The organism is Aurantimonas sp. C2-5-R2 (assembly GCF_036549495.1).
Classification (GTDB): domain Bacteria; phylum Pseudomonadota; class Alphaproteobacteria; order Rhizobiales; family Rhizobiaceae; genus Aurantimonas; species Aurantimonas coralicida_A.
Genome location: NZ_JAZHLJ010000021.1, coordinates 1 through 14,799 on the forward strand (window position 1 = coordinate 1; position 14,799 = coordinate 14,799).

Here is a 14,799-nt window from a genome sequence, read left to right on the forward strand (position 1 = left end):
CGCCGTCAACGACGTCTTGCCGTGATCAACGTGACCAATCGTCCCGATGTTCACATGCGGCTTGTTGCGCTCGAATTTGCTCTTGGCCATCGCCGACTCCCAACTTCGCAGGCGGTTATTTTCCGGCGCCACATAGCGAGTGCAGCCGGCAATGACAAGCGTCTGAGCCGCGACGGGCCAAACCAGCCGACGCAACGCCTGGCGACACACGATCGATTTCAGGGACATGCGGGAAACGTCGGACCCGCGGGCCGGACTATGATTTTGAAGAGGGAGGCGGGGATTTTGGAGCGGGTAGCGGGAATCGAACCCGCATATTCAGCTTGGAAGGCTGCTGCTCTACCATTGAGCTATACCCGCACTTCTAGCAAACGGTCGGCAGTGGTGGAGGGGGCTGGATTCGAACCAGCGTACGCATAGCGAACGGATTTACAGTCCGTCTCCTTTAACCACTCGGACACCCCTCCGAACTGCCGCCGACACGCGCAAGCGCTTGGCCGTACATGGATCGCGGCGGCGCATTCGCCAACCCCCGCGGTTCCGAGCGGCCTTATGAAAGGCGCGGAGCGATCTGTCAACGGCGCGTGGCCGTTGCATCGACGATCGGCGGGGTCCGGCCTACGCATCGTGTTTCGCCGTATCCGCTCTTGCGACGATCCGCGCGCATTGAGCCCTGACGCCAGCTACGATAAGCAGCAGCGATGAGCGACGAGCCCACGACCCACACACCCAAGGATTCTCATTACGCCAATCTGCGGCGCGCCCATCGCGACCGCAAGCGCGGCGATGGCGAGTTGCCGGCTCGCCCGGACAAGCGGGTCCAACCCGGTCGCCCGGACCCGGCGGGTCGCGTCCGGCTCTACGGACTGCACACGGTCGCCGCGGCCCTCCGCAACCCGCGGCGCAAGCTCCATCGCTTGCTGGCAACGCGCAATGCGTTGGCTCGGCTCGACATGGCCGAGGATCAGCTCCCCTGCCCGGTCGAGCTCGTCGAGCCAAGGCAGCTTGATTCCGAGCTCGGAAGCGACGCCGTTCATCAGGGCGTGATGTTGGAGGCCGATCCGTTGCCGGCCGGTCGGCTGGCCGATCTCGGCGAGGCCCGCCTCATCCTCGTGCTGGACCAGGTGACCGACCCGCACAATGTCGGCGCGATTCTGCGCTCGGCGACGGCCTTCAGCGCCGATGCGTTGGTCACGACCGCCCGCCATTCGCCCCAGGAAGGCGGCGTTCTCGCCAAGGCTGCCTCGGGAGCGTTGGAGCACGTTCCGCAGATCGAAGTCGTCAATCTTGCCGAAGCGCTGATGGATCTGTCGAAACGCGGCTTTCGCACCGTCGGCCTCGATTCGGAGGGGCCGGAAAATTTCGAGGCGGCGCTGTCGGGTGACAAGATCGCCATCGTCCTCGGTGCCGAGGGCAAGGGACTTCGCCAGAAGACCAGGGCGACGGTCGATGTGTTGGCGCGGCTGGAAATGAGCGGCGCGATTCGCTCGCTCAACGTTTCCAATGCCGCCGCCATTGCGCTCTACGCGACACGGCGTCACCTCGGCTGACGGCTTCCGAGCGCGCGAATCCGCGCAGTTCGCGGGCGATTCGGAACGCGGTTGTCACCGATGTCGCAGGGATGCTGGTTGCCCATGTTTCTGGGTCGGACAGGGTCTGACGATCGGAAGAATGGTGCCGGATGAGGGGATTGAACCCCCGACCTTCGGTTTACAAAACCGCTGCTCTACCGCTGAGCTAATCCGGCCCGGCGCGGCCCATAGCATATTTGTCAGCCCTATGCAGCGGGTTTTTGACCCGCGGAAAGCCACGGCGGCGCTTGGCCTCAGCCGCCCGCCGCGCTAGGTCTCAAACCTCGACACTGCGGCGCCGATCCGCATCCTTGAAAAGCCGAGCCTCGCGCCGACCGATGTCACGCCCAGTCCAATCCATCACCTTCGTTGCCAGCGAAAGCCCGGCCGCCCAGGAGGCCGCCCACCGGCTTTCCGCGCTCTACGGCAATGATCGCGAGGAAAATGCCGAGGTGGTGGTCGCGCTCGGGGGCGACGGCTTCATGCTTCAAACGCTGCACCGCTTCATGGGCAGCGGCATACCGATCTACGGCATGAACAAGGGCACGATCGGCTTCCTGATGAACGATTATCGGGAGGACGGCCTGAGAGAACGTCTGGCGGCGGCGATCGAAAATGCCATCCATCCGCTCGCCATGACCGCCGTCGACGCCGCCGGCACCGTCCACAAGGCGTTGGCGATCAACGAGGTGGCTATTTTCCGACAGTCCTACCAAGCTGCCCGGCTGCAAATTTCGATCGACGGCAAGGTCCGGCTGGACGAACTCGTCTGCGATGGCGTGATGGTGGCGACCCCGATCGGATCGACGGCTTATAATCTGTCGGCGCAAGGCCCGATCATCCCGGTCGACGCGCCGTTGCTGGCCTTGACGCCGGTGAGCCCGTTCCGCCCACGTCGTTGGCGCGGAGCGCTGTTGCCCAATCACCAGACGGTCGAGATCGTCGTCCTTGAGCCCGAAAAACGTCCCGTGAATGCCGTCGCCGACGCCACCGAAGTAAAGTCGGTCCACCGGATCACGATTTGCGAATCGCTCAACGATACCGGTCTCATTCTGTTCGATCACGATCATTCGTGGGACGAACGGATTCTCGCCGAGCAATTTCGCTATTAGGGAGCGCGGCCCGAAAGCCCCCTCCCCAGCCCGGAAGCGGCCGGCAGATAAGGCTGCGACCGGGATTGCTCGGGACAGACTCCAGAATCGCGAAAACATTGCCCTCGGTGTCTTTGAACGAGACCAGAGACCCGACGTCGGGAATCAACGTTTTCGGTTGAATGATCGAGCCGGATTCCGCTTCGATTCGACTGGCACAGTTCTGTCGAACCCGTTCAGGCGGCCAGCTTCCTGGCCTGCTGCCGTGCCGCGTCCCGTTCGGTCTCGCCGGCCAGCCGATGCAGAAACCGCATCATGGCCTCAAAGCCCGCGGTCCGCGATCGGTCACCCGAGGTGGCAACGAGCCGCTGCATGATCAGCTGCGGCACGTCCTCTGCGGCGGCGATCCGTTTGCCGGATGCGATCTCGCGCCAGACCCCCACGGCGATCAGGAACAGCGGCGCGGCGACGGACGGAAGCCCGCATGTAATGACCATGGTCCGAAATGCGCCGTCGCGCCCCTCGGCGAGGATCGAGCGGACCCGCCGTTCCGACATCGACGACAACCGCACCAGCGCGGCGGCGAACAGGTCAATATTGCCGGCGCAGACCGTGCGCAGGAGGAAGGCGACATTGAGCTGACCGCTGGCCCGCAAATGTTCGACCAAGGCGGGAATTTCGACCTCCGGAACGGTTTCGGCGAGCATCGCCGTCGCCCGTTCACAGGCGTCGGAAGCCAGTCGCTCGGCCCGATCCGCGCCGACCAGATTGCATAACATCGGCAGCGCTGCGAGCGCCTGGCCCGTGCGCAGGATCATCGTCTGGCGCACAGTGGCAGGCAGTTCACGACGATCGAGCAGCGCTCCGCGCACCGACGCGTTGGCGCCATGTCGTTCGGCAATTCGCCGGAAACTCACACCAGCGATCGCGGCGCCTCGGTTTTCGAGCAACGATATGCAGCAGCCCGGTTCCGCGACCTCGGCGATCGCGGCCGCGACGCGCGTCGATACCACGCGCCGGGTGGCGATCGCAGTGCGCAATTCGGCGGACCCGCTTGCCGCCAGGTCGATCAGCTCGTCGTCACGAAGCGCCGGGGAACGGCTGGCGACGACGCAGGCGATTGCCGGATTGTCCTCGCAGAGGCTGAGGAGCACCGTCCGGGGAACCCGGCTGTCATCGGCAAGCCCCTCGGCGAGCGCCAGACGAACTTTCGGCGACGGATCGTCGAGCATCAGGGTCAAGGCCGCCTGGGCCCCGGACTGCTCCTCGGCCGTGATGCGGCCCTCGACGAAGGCGCGCGCGAGAATTGTCGCGCCCTCCGCGCGCTGGGCGCTATTGGCCGTCTCGCACCATTTGACGAACCGTTGGACGATCATGGGAAACGCGACCTCTACCGCTACCGACTTCACGGTCGATACTGGCCAGCAAAGGTTTAGGTTTCGTTCACCATAACGATTCGTCCCGGTACAGGCTGTCCGCAGGGCCCTCTAAACGTCGGCGCCATCGGGGGTTCGGGGCCGCGCCATCTGGAAAACCTGGTCGGTCACCGCATAGTCAAGATAGCCGAGCCGGGAGAGCGGCGCCGCAAGGGCCATGTCGATCATGCCGTCCCTAAGAATCGCCTCGTCGATATGAATCCCGACCACCTGACCGATCACGACGACGTTCTCCGACGCTTCGCCGTTCAGTCCGGTCGGTCGAAACGAATGGGTCACCCGACACTCCAGCGCCGCCGGACTCTCGGCGACACGGGGTGCGGAAACCAGCCTGGACGGGGCCCCGGTCAAGCCCGAAAAACCAAACTCGCTGGTTCCGCGCTCGGCAACCGCGGACGTCCGGTTCATCTGCGCGGCGAGCTGGCGCGTCGCGAGATTGGCGACGAACTCGCCGGTTTCGATAGCGAAACTGGCGGAATCCTTCATGCCGACCGAGGAAAACATGACGAGCTTCGGCCGATCGCTGATCGCGTTGAAGAAGCTGTAGGGCGCGAGATTGACCGAGCCATCCTTGGCCCGCGTCGAGATCCAGCCGATCGGCCGCGGCGCGACGATCGCCTTGAACGGGTCGTGAGGCAGGCCATGATCGTTCCGGTCGGTCGTGTAGAACAGCATCACCCCTGACCCGGCGCGCGCGCTTCGCTGACGACATCGGCCAATGCCGGGCGCGGACGCTCCTTAGGCGGTTCCTGCGGCGTCCCCACATGAATGAACCCGACGACCTTCTCCTCCGCCTGAATGCCGAGGATGGCCTTCGCCTCGTCGTCATAGGCAACCCATTCCGTGACCCAATTGGCCGCATAACCCTTGGCGTGAACAGCGTTGGCGAGATTCATCGCCGCCGCGCCGCCGGACAGAACCTGCTCCCAGACCGGGATCTTCACATGCTCTTTCGCGGTCGAAACGACGGCGATCACCAACGGACTGCGGCTGAAGCGGGTGGCTTCGACCCGCCGCCGCGTATCGGACAACGGCCCCTCCTCACGGCGCTCGGCCAGCGCGGCGAGCGCAGCACCGATCCACTCGGCCGGTTCCCCGCGATAAAGGATGAAGCGCCAGGGCGCGAGCTTGCCATGGTCGGGCACACGCATCGCGGCCGAGAGTATCGCGTCAAGCTCCGCCCCCTCCGGCGCGGGGGCGGCCAGCATCGGGATCGGCACGGAACGGCGGGTGGACAAGAGCGTGAACGGATCGGTCAAGAGGGTATCTTCCGGTAAAGGTCAGGCGAGAGAGTCGCGGGAATCGGGACGATTCGTGGACCGCGGATTATGGCGCACGTCAGTCGCCCGAACCGACGCCATCGGAGACGACGGCCGCCACGTCCGAGGTCAGAACCTCCACGTCGGTGTTCTCGCCGGCCCGGACTTCGAACTGTCGCTGATAGACCTTGTCGCGGTTCTTGGCCACGATCACGTAATCGCCCGCCGCAAGCACCATCGACGGGAAGGCGCCGACGCTCTCGCGCACGACGTCGCCAGAGGCGGTGGTGATCGACCAGGCGGTGTCGGCGATCGCCTCACCGCCCTGTTCGCGCACCAGCTTCATCGTTAGCAACGCCGCCCGGTGCTGCAGTCTGGCCTCGGTGAGTTTTCCGGCCTCCACCCTGATGTCGGCACGAACCGATGCGTTGACCGAGCCGTAGCTGGAGACGACATGGTAGGTATCGGCGTTCAGCCGCAACACCTTGTCGGGCGGAACGTCGCTGGCGACGAGGTCGCGATCGGAATCGTCCTCGGCATCGGTGTACACGTCGAATTTCAGCTTCGTCGGATCGATCGCCGATCCATCGGTGGCAATCGCCTCAAGCTTGAGCCCACCCGCCCCGAGCACCACCGTTTCGCGCGTCCTGACGCCCGAAAACTCGATCCGCTTGACGACGCCGGCCCGGCCGAAGCCGACATGCAGGATGTAGGAGCCGGCCGGCACTTCGAAATTCGCGACGTTGCTCTGCGAGGAGGCGATGAGCGTCGGTCTACCGTCGATCGCCGGGATCGCCGAAAACAGCCGCCAGACGAGACCGTTCGGTATTGCCTCGCTATCCTCGGTCAGCCGCGCCTCGAGAATCAGTGGCGCGCGCGGGGTGATCACGTCCTTGCTCGGCATGTTCTGCGGAGCATAGGCCGGCAGTCCGGGAAGCGTGATCGCGGGCGCGCTCGGCCGCCCCAAGGACGATGGCAGGGCGATCGGCTCGAAGCGGCGCAGCGACCCTTGGGGCGCGGCGCCGACATCGCGCGAGTCCGGGAGCAGTTCCGTCGCCGAGGGCGAGACGTACCCGCCGGGCTCGCGCGATTCGTCCCCGTTGAAGAGCCCGCGAACGCTCCGGTCGAGCAGCGAAGGTATCGGGATGTCCTGCGCCGCCACCGGGGCGCCCGCCAGCAGCATGGCACCGAGGATCGCCAAAAGACGTGCGTCAACGAACAATGCTGCGACCCCTCACGATGCCACCCCTTCACAGGGTTCTTGATCGCAGATCATGGACGAATTCAAGGCGCCCGGTCTGCGATCGGGCGTAAACCGAACACATAGCATGGAAAATGTTCGCTCTGGCGTCGGGAAGGTCGCGACCGGGCGCACGCTTCCACGGCCTCGCTGAAATACAGCGCGGATCGCCAGGACGACGTGGTGAATCGGCTCAGACGGCGAGACGGCGGCGCGAACACCAACCGTGCCCCGACGCGATCATCGTCAGGGCACGGCGCTATGGTTTACTGGCGCAGCGGCGTCAGACGAAATCGATCACCTCGACCGCAATCTGGTTCGCGGCAATCAAATTGTGCCCGCCGTCATAGGCTTCAAGCCGGATGTCGAACTCGGCTGGGCCGAAACCCGGAGCGTAGGGTTGCTGACCTGGCGTGTTCGGATCCGCGTCGATGAAATCCTCGATAAACCCGAATGCGTAATTTTCCGAGTTCTGGGCCACATTGGCGTTGCCGCCGTCGTCGCCGATACGCGGGATTCCGTCCTGATCGACCCAGATAAAGCCGGTGTCGTTGGGGACCGCCACTCCCGGGTCAACCATCGTCAGCTCACGAAACTCGGTGCCGGCTGTCGGATCGACATCGATCAGTAGCTTGAAGGTGAAGTCGGACAGATCTGTCGTCGCCCCATCGAGCCCGGTGGCGATCGAGTAGTCGAAGCTCCACGCCGCCCGGTTCGCGTTGTTTGACGACGAGCCGTTCGTGGTGGACTGCGCTCCATCTTCCACCTGGAAATGGACCGTTCCATCGGCATCTACGGATACCGGATCCTGGCTGGGTCCCTGTCGATATTTGACGGCAAGCGCCAGTTCGACTCCGGCGCTTTCGCTTTGCGTCACAACGAAATCGTTGACCGAGTTGCCACTACCGACAAACATCTCGCCACCGTCCTGTGCCGATGCGTCGATCTGCGTGTCGACGCGCGTGGTCGCACCCGTGGCGGTATTATAATAAACGTCATCGCCAAGATCGGCGGTGCCGTTGTTAAAGAGGATCGTTTCGACCTTCTTGAACTCGTAAATCCCGCCGGTGGAATCGGTCACGGTGACCTTGTCGTTGCCGGTCCCCTTGCGCGCGAAATCGAAATCCTCGAACGAACTTTCGAAGATCGCGATGTCGATGCCCTTCTTACCGTCGTAGCTGAAATCCGGGTCCCCGATCTGGAACACATCATCCAAATTAGTCCCTTTGACTTTCGAGAGTTTTGCGCTTTTTGCCATCGACTTTCCCCAAAGTTTTCACCGCACCGGAAAATATCCATCTGTCAGGCGGCTTAGTAAACCCCGGACACAGCATTCTCTTCGTCAAGCGGAGATACGTACTGCGGAATACGGCATGTCGTAATGTTATGCCGATTATTCATTCTTGGCACCAAGCCACTGTTAGGTCAGCTTTTGTAACTCTCCGCGCCCCGGTCATGGAGGGACCGGCTTTGCAGTCCGTTCTCCTCCGCTCCGTGAATATTTATACAGTCATAGACATGGACGGTGCCGAGATAGCGCGCCTACTCCCCCGCCTGCTCGAAATCCATTGCGACGCCGTTTATGCAGTAGCGCAAACCGCTCGGTGGCGGACCGTCGGGAAACACATGGCCGAGATGGCTACCGCAGCGGCTGCAATGACATTCGGTCCGCACCATGCCGTGGCTGCGGTCTTCAGTGATACCTACGGCGCCGTCCACCGGCGTATCGAAACTCGGCCAGCCGGTACCACTCTCAAATTTCCGACCGGCGACGAACAGCGGCTGCCCGCATCCGGCGCAGGTAAAGGTCCCTGCCCGCTTCTCGTCGAGCAGCGCACAACTTCCCGGCCTCTCGGTGCCGTGCCCGCGCATCACCGCGTATTGCTCTGACGTCAGCATTTCACGCCACTCGGCGTCGGTTCGTTTCACGGGATAGGTCTTGGCATCCATTTTCAGCTCCTTTCGGCAACGGGCCATCGATTCGGTTCAGTAATCAGAAACCGCGCCGACGAGCACGACCGCGCGTCGGGGCGCGGCGATTCGGCCCAAACAAGATCGAGGGTCAGCGGCCCCGGCTTTTCTCGTAGCGCGCGCGCGTCTCGGCATCGGGCGGATAAAGACCCGGCAGCGGAACACCCTTGTCCACTTCGGACATGAGCCAGGCTTCCAGTCGCTCCTGTTCGAGGCAGGCATCCTTCACCTCCTCGACGATCGCGGCCGGAATGACGACTGCCCCGTCGTCGTCGACGACGATCAGATCGTCCGGAAAGATTGCGACCCCCCCGCAGCCGATCGGTTCCTGCCAGCCGACGAAGGTGAGCCCGGCAACGGAAGGCGGCGCCGCCACGCCGGCGCACCAGACCGGCAATCCCGTCCCCATCACACCGGCGACGTCACGCACCACCCCGTCGGTGACGAGGGCCGTAACGCCGCGTTTGGCCATGCGGGCGCACAGAATGTCACCGAAGATTCCCGCATCGGTCACTCCCATCGCATCGACGACCGCGATACAGCCGTCGGGCATGGCTTCGATGGCGGCACGGGTCGAGGTCGGGGAAGACCACGATTCCGGTGTCGCGAGGTCTTCCCGCGCCGGCACGAAGCGCAGGGTGAAGGCGCGGCCGACGAGCCTGTCTTGTCCAGGCACCAGCGGCACGGGCCCGCGCATCCAGACATTGCGCAGTCCACGTTTGAGAAGAATGGTGGTGATGGTCGCGGTCGTAACCGACCGAAATGCCGCAATGGTCGATGAGTCGCTCAAGTGTCTGCCTCTCCATGAATCGATTGCGAATGTGGGATAGCACCGGCCGAAGCGGCGTCAATGCGCGCGGTGGCGCCGCACCTTATTACCGAACGCGGATCAGTCCTGGAGGGGTGCGGCAAATGCAAGCTCTTGCGAGCCGCAGCGCCGCACGCCGGCGGTTGCCATGTCGCGCCAGGCGCGCTCGAGCGAGCCGTCGAGATCGATCCCCCGACAGACGTCCTCGATCACGGTGACATCGAATCCGGCCGCGCGCCCGTCGAGAGCGGTCCAATTGACGCAGAAGTCAGTGGCGAGGCCGACCACGAAGATGCGCTCAACAGCCCGTTCGGCGAGATAGCCGGCCAGGCCGGTCTTCGTGGCATGATCGGCTTCGACAAAGGCGGAATAGCTATCGACGGCCGGATGAAAGCCCTTCCGTACGATCATCTGTGCGCCGGGAACATCGAGGCCCGGATGAAACGCCGCGCCACTTGTGCCCATGACGCAGTGGTCGGGCCAAAGAACCTGGGGACCATAGGCGAGGCCGATCGTCTCGAACGGTTCGCGGCCATGGGTGGAGGCGAAAGACACATGTCCGGGCGTATGCCAGTCCTGGGTCAGGACCACGACACCGAATTGCCGGGCCAAACGATTGACCAGCGGCACCACGGCGTCTCCATTCGGCACCGCAAGCGCTCCGCCGGCGCAAAAATCGTTCTGAATGTCGATGACGATCAACGCGTCGGCGGGAGCAATCTCTATTATTGTCATCGGCAAAAGATGGCATCATTTCGCGACGCCGCAAAGCGCCTCACGACGATCAGCGCTGAGGCCCGCCATTGGATGGACCCCAGCGCCTTGTCATGTCTTTGTCAGCGTAGCGAGAGCGAGGCGCGCAGATCCGCCACCGGCGCCACACGCACCGCGTCGCCCGTCCGCTCGATGAGCAGCTCGGTGTTCGGGTTTCCAAGGCTTGAAGGAACCTGAATGGTCAGGCTCTCTCCGTCGGAGAGCATCGAGACGAAACGCAGGGCGCTTCCGGTCTCGCCCGCCTGGAGCGTCGTGACGACCCGGAAATCATCGCCTTCTACCGTGTAGTAGGCGGCGCCGGTGACGTCACCGAGCGCGATGCTCTGGGCAGCCAGCGGCTTCAATTCAGCACCGTGCGCAGTGCCGAGGCCGGCCACCGTGAGGGCGGCGGCAACTAAGATGGTCTTCATAATCCTGGTCCTTCGAAATTTTCAGACCTCCCGGATCGAAAGCTATGTCTGATTGCTGCGGCGCACAATGGCATGGCAGCCATGATAATCTGCGGGGGCGGAGGATGTCTGGCGCCCAAGGCGTATTCGGGCTCACCCGCTCAGATGATCCACCGTTCAGCCCCCAGAGATCGCAAGAGACAGGCAGACTCGACACAAAATCGCCATCTCGCCACACCTTAGCCGGAATTCTGCTCCTCACAGGGCTTTGGCGGGATTCCTAGCCCCGAAAAAGCTCAGGCAGCGGCCGTTTCGACAAGGGCCAATGGCTGTGCCATGGCTGGCTACAAGACCGCGAAAGTCGACGATGAGTTCCGCGATGCGGTTCACTGAGCGAAAGTTACCGATCATGCGCCTTCCCGCAACCGTCGCGATACTCTTCACGCTTTCGGCGTGCGTGAGCGGAGGAGACGAACTCGACGTGCTGCGATTGACCGCGCCCGAGGACGATGCGCATTGCCGCAGCCTTCTGATTCAGCCGGGCGAATTGGTCTATGCCCAATGCAGACTGGCACTCCGAAAGACCTATTTGACCGATTACGGGACCCGAAAGGCCACCATCGAACAGGCATACGGACCGGTGTCGGAAACACTCGACCAGGCTCTGCGAGCCGACGCGTTCTGCAACTACGACGAAAGCGTCAAGGCATCGGTGGAGTCGCAGGCCGAAACCGCCGCTGCCTACCTCGCCTACGCCAATTGCGAGACGACACGGCAGCGCCTCCAGGACGAGATCACCGCCTCGACAGGTGCCGACGGCGCCGGTGTTGTGGCTGAAGAGCAACCACGAATCATCCAGCAGAACATTCATGCGGTTCGCGAGGCAAAGGCCGTCATCAACGGCCCCATAACAGCCGACGCCACCCTATGAAGCAAGTCGACGGGCTTGGACACGCCCTCTGTGGAGGCCTTCTTTGGCCTCCCCGGGCTCGGGCCCCCGCGATTCTCGCGTTCCGTTGCAGGATTTAACGAAGGTTGAGGCCATATAGCCATAGGGGCCAGACCGCTTCCCTGAGAGAACCAATTCCGCTGGAATGTCAGGAATTTCGGGGAAATGGTCAGTAATGACGTCGAACACGCAAGTGACTGTTAACTTTACGGTCACAGCGGACTAAAGGTTCAAGGGCAGCTGTGTCTTTTCCGCACTTGCTCCTATCGCCTAAAAACAACAGGTTGCCCACGCACCGGCCGCACTAGCGTCGGGAACTTAAACTGCGGCATAAACCGTCAGAGACTGATAGGTAGTTATCATGAAGAAAATCGTCATCGCATCGGTCGCGGTCTTCGCTCTCGCAACCTTCGCCGGTTGCATGGGCAAAGGCATCGGCAAGGGTAAGGGCAAGGCGCCGATCGCGGCTCCGATCGTCGTCGAAGAGCAGACCTACGTCACCAAGGGTTAATCCTTGTCTCTTGGGGGAAGCGTTGAATAGCGCTTTCCCCAAGCGCCTTCAGGGCCGAGGATGTGTCGCGCGTGGGGACGGCGGCGATCGTATAGTCGACCTGCGGACGCGTGAGTTTCCAATCTCGAAAGGCCGACCATGGCTTCATCTTTTCTAAAATTCGCCGTCATCGCCCTGCTTGGCCTAACTGCCGCAGGCTGTTCCTCGACGGGACCAAACACTATGACGTCCGGGGCACCCCTGACGTCGGCATCCTCTCTCGTCACTCCCGCGGCTTATACGCCTGCGGTCGAGGACAGCGACGTTGCCCGGCGAGCCAAGCCTTATTTCGTTGAATTCCGCGCTCGTTCGGCGCAGAGCTACGGCCACACCTTCGCGGTGTTCGGCAAGCTCGACCAGAATGGCCGTGTGCCGATCGATTCGAATGGCGTGCTGATTCCGAGCATGACCGAGATCACCGGCTTGGCTCCGGCCTCGACCAGCAACATTCCCTATACGATCGGCCATGTCCTGCCCGTTCCATCCGAAACCGGACCGAGCGACGGCGACAGCGAGAACGCCTATATGACGGCGTATTACCGAATCGATCTGACAGAGGCCGAATACCGCGGCCTCGTAGCCAAGATCCGTTATCTCAAGCCGAACCGTCCAGTTTGGCATGCCGTGCTCTACAATTGCAGCGCCTACACCAATGAAATTGCCGAATATTTGGGCTTGGAGACCGTCAATCCGCTGCTCTTCCCCAAGAACTACATCAACGCTCTGAAGCGGGCGAACACCTGATTCAAACATCGTCGGCGGAGCGCCGGTCCGGTGAACGTGACGAAAAACCCGGCTTCCACGCCGGGTTTTTTTGTGCCGGACTCGTGCCGTTAGAGACTCGAAGATCGGCGGTCGACGACAGTGACCACGAGCGTTTCCGCCGAGACTGATTCGGGACCGCTACGGCCCCGGACGATCCAGGCTCGCTACCAGGTCGGCGAAGCGCTCACCCTGCACCGTGACATGGGCTCGCAACTCCCGTTCAGCCGCCTCGCCATCACCCGCGCCGATGGCCGCGACGATCCGCTCATGCTCGGCGAGCGACTGGGGTGTCCGTTGGGCCACACGCAGCTGCAGGCGCCGATACGCCTTCAAGCGCTGGTGCAGGCGTTTCGCCTCGGCAATGAGAAACGCATTGCCGCACGCTTCGTAGATCAAGTGGTGAAAGCGTTCGTTCTCGTAATAATAGGCATCGGAATCGCGCGAGCGCGCCGCCGCGGCGCAGGCTGCATGGGCCTGGTTCAAGCTCTGCAACGCCTTGGCATCCGCCCGGCGCGCCGCAAGACGTCCTGCCATTCCCTCCAGTTCGGCCATCACCTCGAACATCTCGACAAGCTGGGCGAGGCCGACTTGGCGCACGAAGGCGCCCCGATTCGGGATCTGTTCGATCAGCGCTGCCGATGCGAGTTGGTTGATCGCCTCCCGTATAGGAGTACGGGAGACGCCGAACCGCGCGGCCAACGCCGATTCGTCCAGACGATCACCGGCGCCCCAGGCTCCCGTGACGATCTCCTGTTCCAGAACATCGCGAATTTCGCCGGCCTTGGGACGCACCAGCGGGCCCCGACCTTCGCTGGAGGGCCGCGCTACGGTGGCCATGTCATCGGATGCGGCAAAGCGGTTCTGTGCGTCCATCTAAATCGTATACAATACGGTTGACATGGCATGCAATAGAATGTGTTTTAAAGGAATGCGCTGGGAGGCGTGATCACTCAACGGGAGGATTCCATGAAATCGATCTTGATGTCGGCCGTCTGCGGCCTCGCCCTGACCGGCACCGCGCTAGCCCAGGACGTCACGCTGAAAGCCTCGCACCAGTGGCCGGGCGGCAAGGGCGACGTGCGGGACGAAATGGTGCAAATGATCGGCAAGGAGATCACGGCGGCCAATGTCGGCCTCGCAATGCAGGTTTTTCCTGGCGAATCGCTGTTCAAGGCGAAGGACCAGTGGGGCGCGGTGACCAAGGGCCAGGTGGACATAACCGCCTTTCCCCTCGACTATGCTTCGGGACGCCATCCGGAATTCTCCGCCACTCTGATGCCCGGCCTCGTCGGCAGTCACGAGCGGGCGACGCGGCTGAACGATTCGCCCTTCATGGACGAGATCAAAAAGTCGATCGACGAAGCCGGCGCGATGGTGCTGTCCGACGCCTGGCTGGCAGGCGGCTTCGTCTCTTCCAAGACCTGCATCACCACGCCGGAAAGCGCCAAGGGCCAGACATTGCGAGCTGCCGGTCCCGCCTTCGAGGAAATGCTGGTGGGCGCGGGTGCCTCTATCGCCTCGATGCCATCGTCCGAAATCTACACCGGCATTCAGCAGAATGTGCTTGACGGAGCCAACACCTCGTCTGGCTCGCTGGTTTCCTACCGCATCTATGAAGTCGCCAAGTGCCTGACCGCGCCGGGCGAAAACGCGCTCTGGTTCATGTATGAGCCGATTTTGATGTCGAAGCGCTCCTTCGACCGCCTCAATGAGGAGCAGCAGAAAGCCTTGCTCGCGGCTGGCCAGAAGGCAGAAGACTATTTTGCGGGCGAAGCCAAGAAACTCGATGGCGAACTGATCGAGGTCTACAAAAAGGCCGGCGTCGAGGTCACCGAAATGTCGAAGGAGAACTACGACGCCTGGCTCAAGATCGCCAAGGAGACCTCGTATAAAAACTTCGCCGAGAAGGTTCCGAACGGCCAGAAGCTGATCGACGACGCGCTCGCAGTCCAGTAAGGCCGACACCATCCAGGGCGGGCCGGAGAACCCGAGCCCG

The 14,799-nt window shown here is 62.7% G+C and carries 17 protein-coding genes and 3 tRNA genes; 6 read left to right on the forward strand and 14 right to left on the reverse strand.

What is annotated here, in order from left to right:
• The 3 genes from VQ044_RS11370 to VQ044_RS11380 all read right to left on the reverse strand — a co-directional run.
• On the reverse strand, nucleotides 1-90 hold a 90-nt coding region (locus VQ044_RS11370), incomplete at its 3' end, for a GTP-binding protein (protein ID WP_010007596.1).
• 196 nt (nucleotides 91-286) lie between these two features.
• Nucleotides 287-360 (reverse strand) — tRNA-Gly (locus tag VQ044_RS11375).
• Between the two features lie 22 nt (nucleotides 361-382).
• Nucleotides 383-467: transfer RNA gene (locus VQ044_RS11380), tRNA-Tyr, on the reverse strand.
• A 234-nt stretch (nucleotides 468-701) separates the two neighbouring features.
• On the opposite strand from VQ044_RS11380, the gene rlmB reads away from it, so the two are divergent.
• Nucleotides 702-1,550, forward strand: a complete 849-nt coding sequence (gene rlmB / locus VQ044_RS11385) for a 23S rRNA (guanosine(2251)-2'-O)-methyltransferase RlmB (protein ID WP_327624857.1) — start codon at nucleotides 702-704, stop codon at nucleotides 1,548-1,550.
• 122 nt (nucleotides 1,551-1,672) lie between these two features.
• On the opposite strand, the gene VQ044_RS11390 is transcribed toward rlmB, so the two are convergent.
• Nucleotides 1,673-1,747 (reverse strand) — tRNA-Thr (locus VQ044_RS11390).
• 162 nt (nucleotides 1,748-1,909) lie between these two features.
• Here VQ044_RS11390 and VQ044_RS11395 point away from each other — a divergent pair.
• Nucleotides 1,910-2,683, forward strand: coding sequence for an NAD kinase (locus VQ044_RS11395; RefSeq protein ID WP_327624858.1), 774 nt, complete (start codon nucleotides 1,910-1,912; stop codon nucleotides 2,681-2,683).
• Nucleotides 2,684-2,898: 215 nt separating this feature from the next.
• Here VQ044_RS11395 and VQ044_RS11400 read toward each other — a convergent pair whose 3' ends face one another.
• The 9 genes from VQ044_RS11400 to VQ044_RS11440 form a co-directional block, all read right to left on the reverse strand.
• Nucleotides 2,899-4,038 (reverse strand): DUF2336 domain-containing protein, encoded by a 1,140-nt coding sequence (locus tag VQ044_RS11400; protein WP_327647427.1) that lies wholly within the window; start codon nucleotides 4,036-4,038, stop codon nucleotides 2,899-2,901.
• Between the two features lie 111 nt (nucleotides 4,039-4,149).
• Nucleotides 4,150-4,770, reverse strand: a complete 621-nt coding sequence (locus tag VQ044_RS11405; RefSeq protein WP_327647429.1) for a flavin reductase family protein — start codon at nucleotides 4,768-4,770, stop codon at nucleotides 4,150-4,152.
• A gap of 2 nt (nucleotides 4,771-4,772) precedes the next feature.
• Entirely contained in the window at nucleotides 4,773-5,357 is a 585-nt protein-coding gene (locus tag VQ044_RS11410; protein WP_327647426.1) for a nitroreductase family protein, read from the reverse strand.
• 79 nt (nucleotides 5,358-5,436) lie between these two features.
• A complete protein-coding gene (locus tag VQ044_RS11415) occupies nucleotides 5,437-6,579 on the reverse strand; it encodes a hypothetical protein (protein WP_327647425.1) in 1,143 nt (380 codons plus the stop codon).
• Nucleotides 6,580-6,880: 301 nt separating this feature from the next.
• Nucleotides 6,881-7,813 (reverse strand): hypothetical protein, encoded by a 933-nt coding sequence (locus tag VQ044_RS11420; RefSeq protein ID WP_327650932.1) that lies wholly within the window; start codon nucleotides 7,811-7,813, stop codon nucleotides 6,881-6,883.
• 326 nt (nucleotides 7,814-8,139) lie between these two features.
• A complete protein-coding gene (gene msrB / locus VQ044_RS11425) occupies nucleotides 8,140-8,547 on the reverse strand; it encodes a peptide-methionine (R)-S-oxide reductase MsrB (RefSeq protein ID WP_327647422.1) in 408 nt (135 codons plus the stop codon).
• A gap of 112 nt (nucleotides 8,548-8,659) precedes the next feature.
• The gene (locus tag VQ044_RS11430; RefSeq protein WP_327624864.1) at nucleotides 8,660-9,358 is read right to left on the reverse strand and encodes a ribonuclease activity regulator RraA; all 699 of its coding nucleotides are present in this window, start codon (nucleotides 9,356-9,358) and stop codon (nucleotides 8,660-8,662) included.
• 99 nt (nucleotides 9,359-9,457) lie between these two features.
• Complete coding sequence (gene pncA, locus VQ044_RS11435) at nucleotides 9,458-10,111, reverse strand: bifunctional nicotinamidase/pyrazinamidase (protein WP_327647421.1); 654 nt, start codon at nucleotides 10,109-10,111, stop codon at nucleotides 9,458-9,460.
• A 101-nt stretch (nucleotides 10,112-10,212) separates the two neighbouring features.
• On the reverse strand, nucleotides 10,213-10,560 hold the full coding sequence (locus VQ044_RS11440; RefSeq protein WP_327647420.1) for a hypothetical protein: 348 nt from the start codon (nucleotides 10,558-10,560) through the stop codon (nucleotides 10,213-10,215).
• 388 nt (nucleotides 10,561-10,948) lie between these two features.
• Between VQ044_RS11440 and VQ044_RS11445 the strand changes: the two genes are divergently transcribed.
• From VQ044_RS11445 to VQ044_RS11455, 3 genes are all read left to right on the forward strand, one after another.
• Nucleotides 10,949-11,470 carry a hypothetical protein gene (locus VQ044_RS11445; RefSeq protein WP_327647419.1) on the forward strand — a complete coding sequence of 174 codons (522 nt, stop codon included), beginning with the start codon at nucleotides 10,949-10,951 and terminating at the stop codon, nucleotides 11,468-11,470.
• Nucleotides 11,471-11,849: 379 nt separating this feature from the next.
• Nucleotides 11,850-11,999, forward strand: coding sequence for an ABC transporter (locus tag VQ044_RS11450; protein ID WP_327624869.1), 150 nt, complete (start codon nucleotides 11,850-11,852; stop codon nucleotides 11,997-11,999).
• A gap of 222 nt (nucleotides 12,000-12,221) precedes the next feature.
• Entirely contained in the window at nucleotides 12,222-12,782 is a 561-nt protein-coding gene (locus VQ044_RS11455; protein WP_327647418.1) for a hypothetical protein, read from the forward strand.
• Between the two features lie 159 nt (nucleotides 12,783-12,941).
• Here the strand turns inward: VQ044_RS11455 and VQ044_RS11460 are convergent, their stop codons facing one another.
• Nucleotides 12,942-13,676: a GntR family transcriptional regulator gene (locus tag VQ044_RS11460; RefSeq protein WP_327624871.1), complete on the reverse strand. Its 735-nt coding sequence runs from the start codon at nucleotides 13,674-13,676 to the stop codon at nucleotides 12,942-12,944.
• 93 nt (nucleotides 13,677-13,769) lie between these two features.
• Here VQ044_RS11460 and VQ044_RS11465 point away from each other — a divergent pair, with 93 nt between their 5' ends.
• Entirely contained in the window at nucleotides 13,770-14,759 is a 990-nt protein-coding gene (locus VQ044_RS11465; RefSeq protein WP_327647416.1) for a TRAP transporter substrate-binding protein, read from the forward strand.
• The last annotated feature ends 40 nt before the right edge of the window (nucleotides 14,760-14,799 follow it).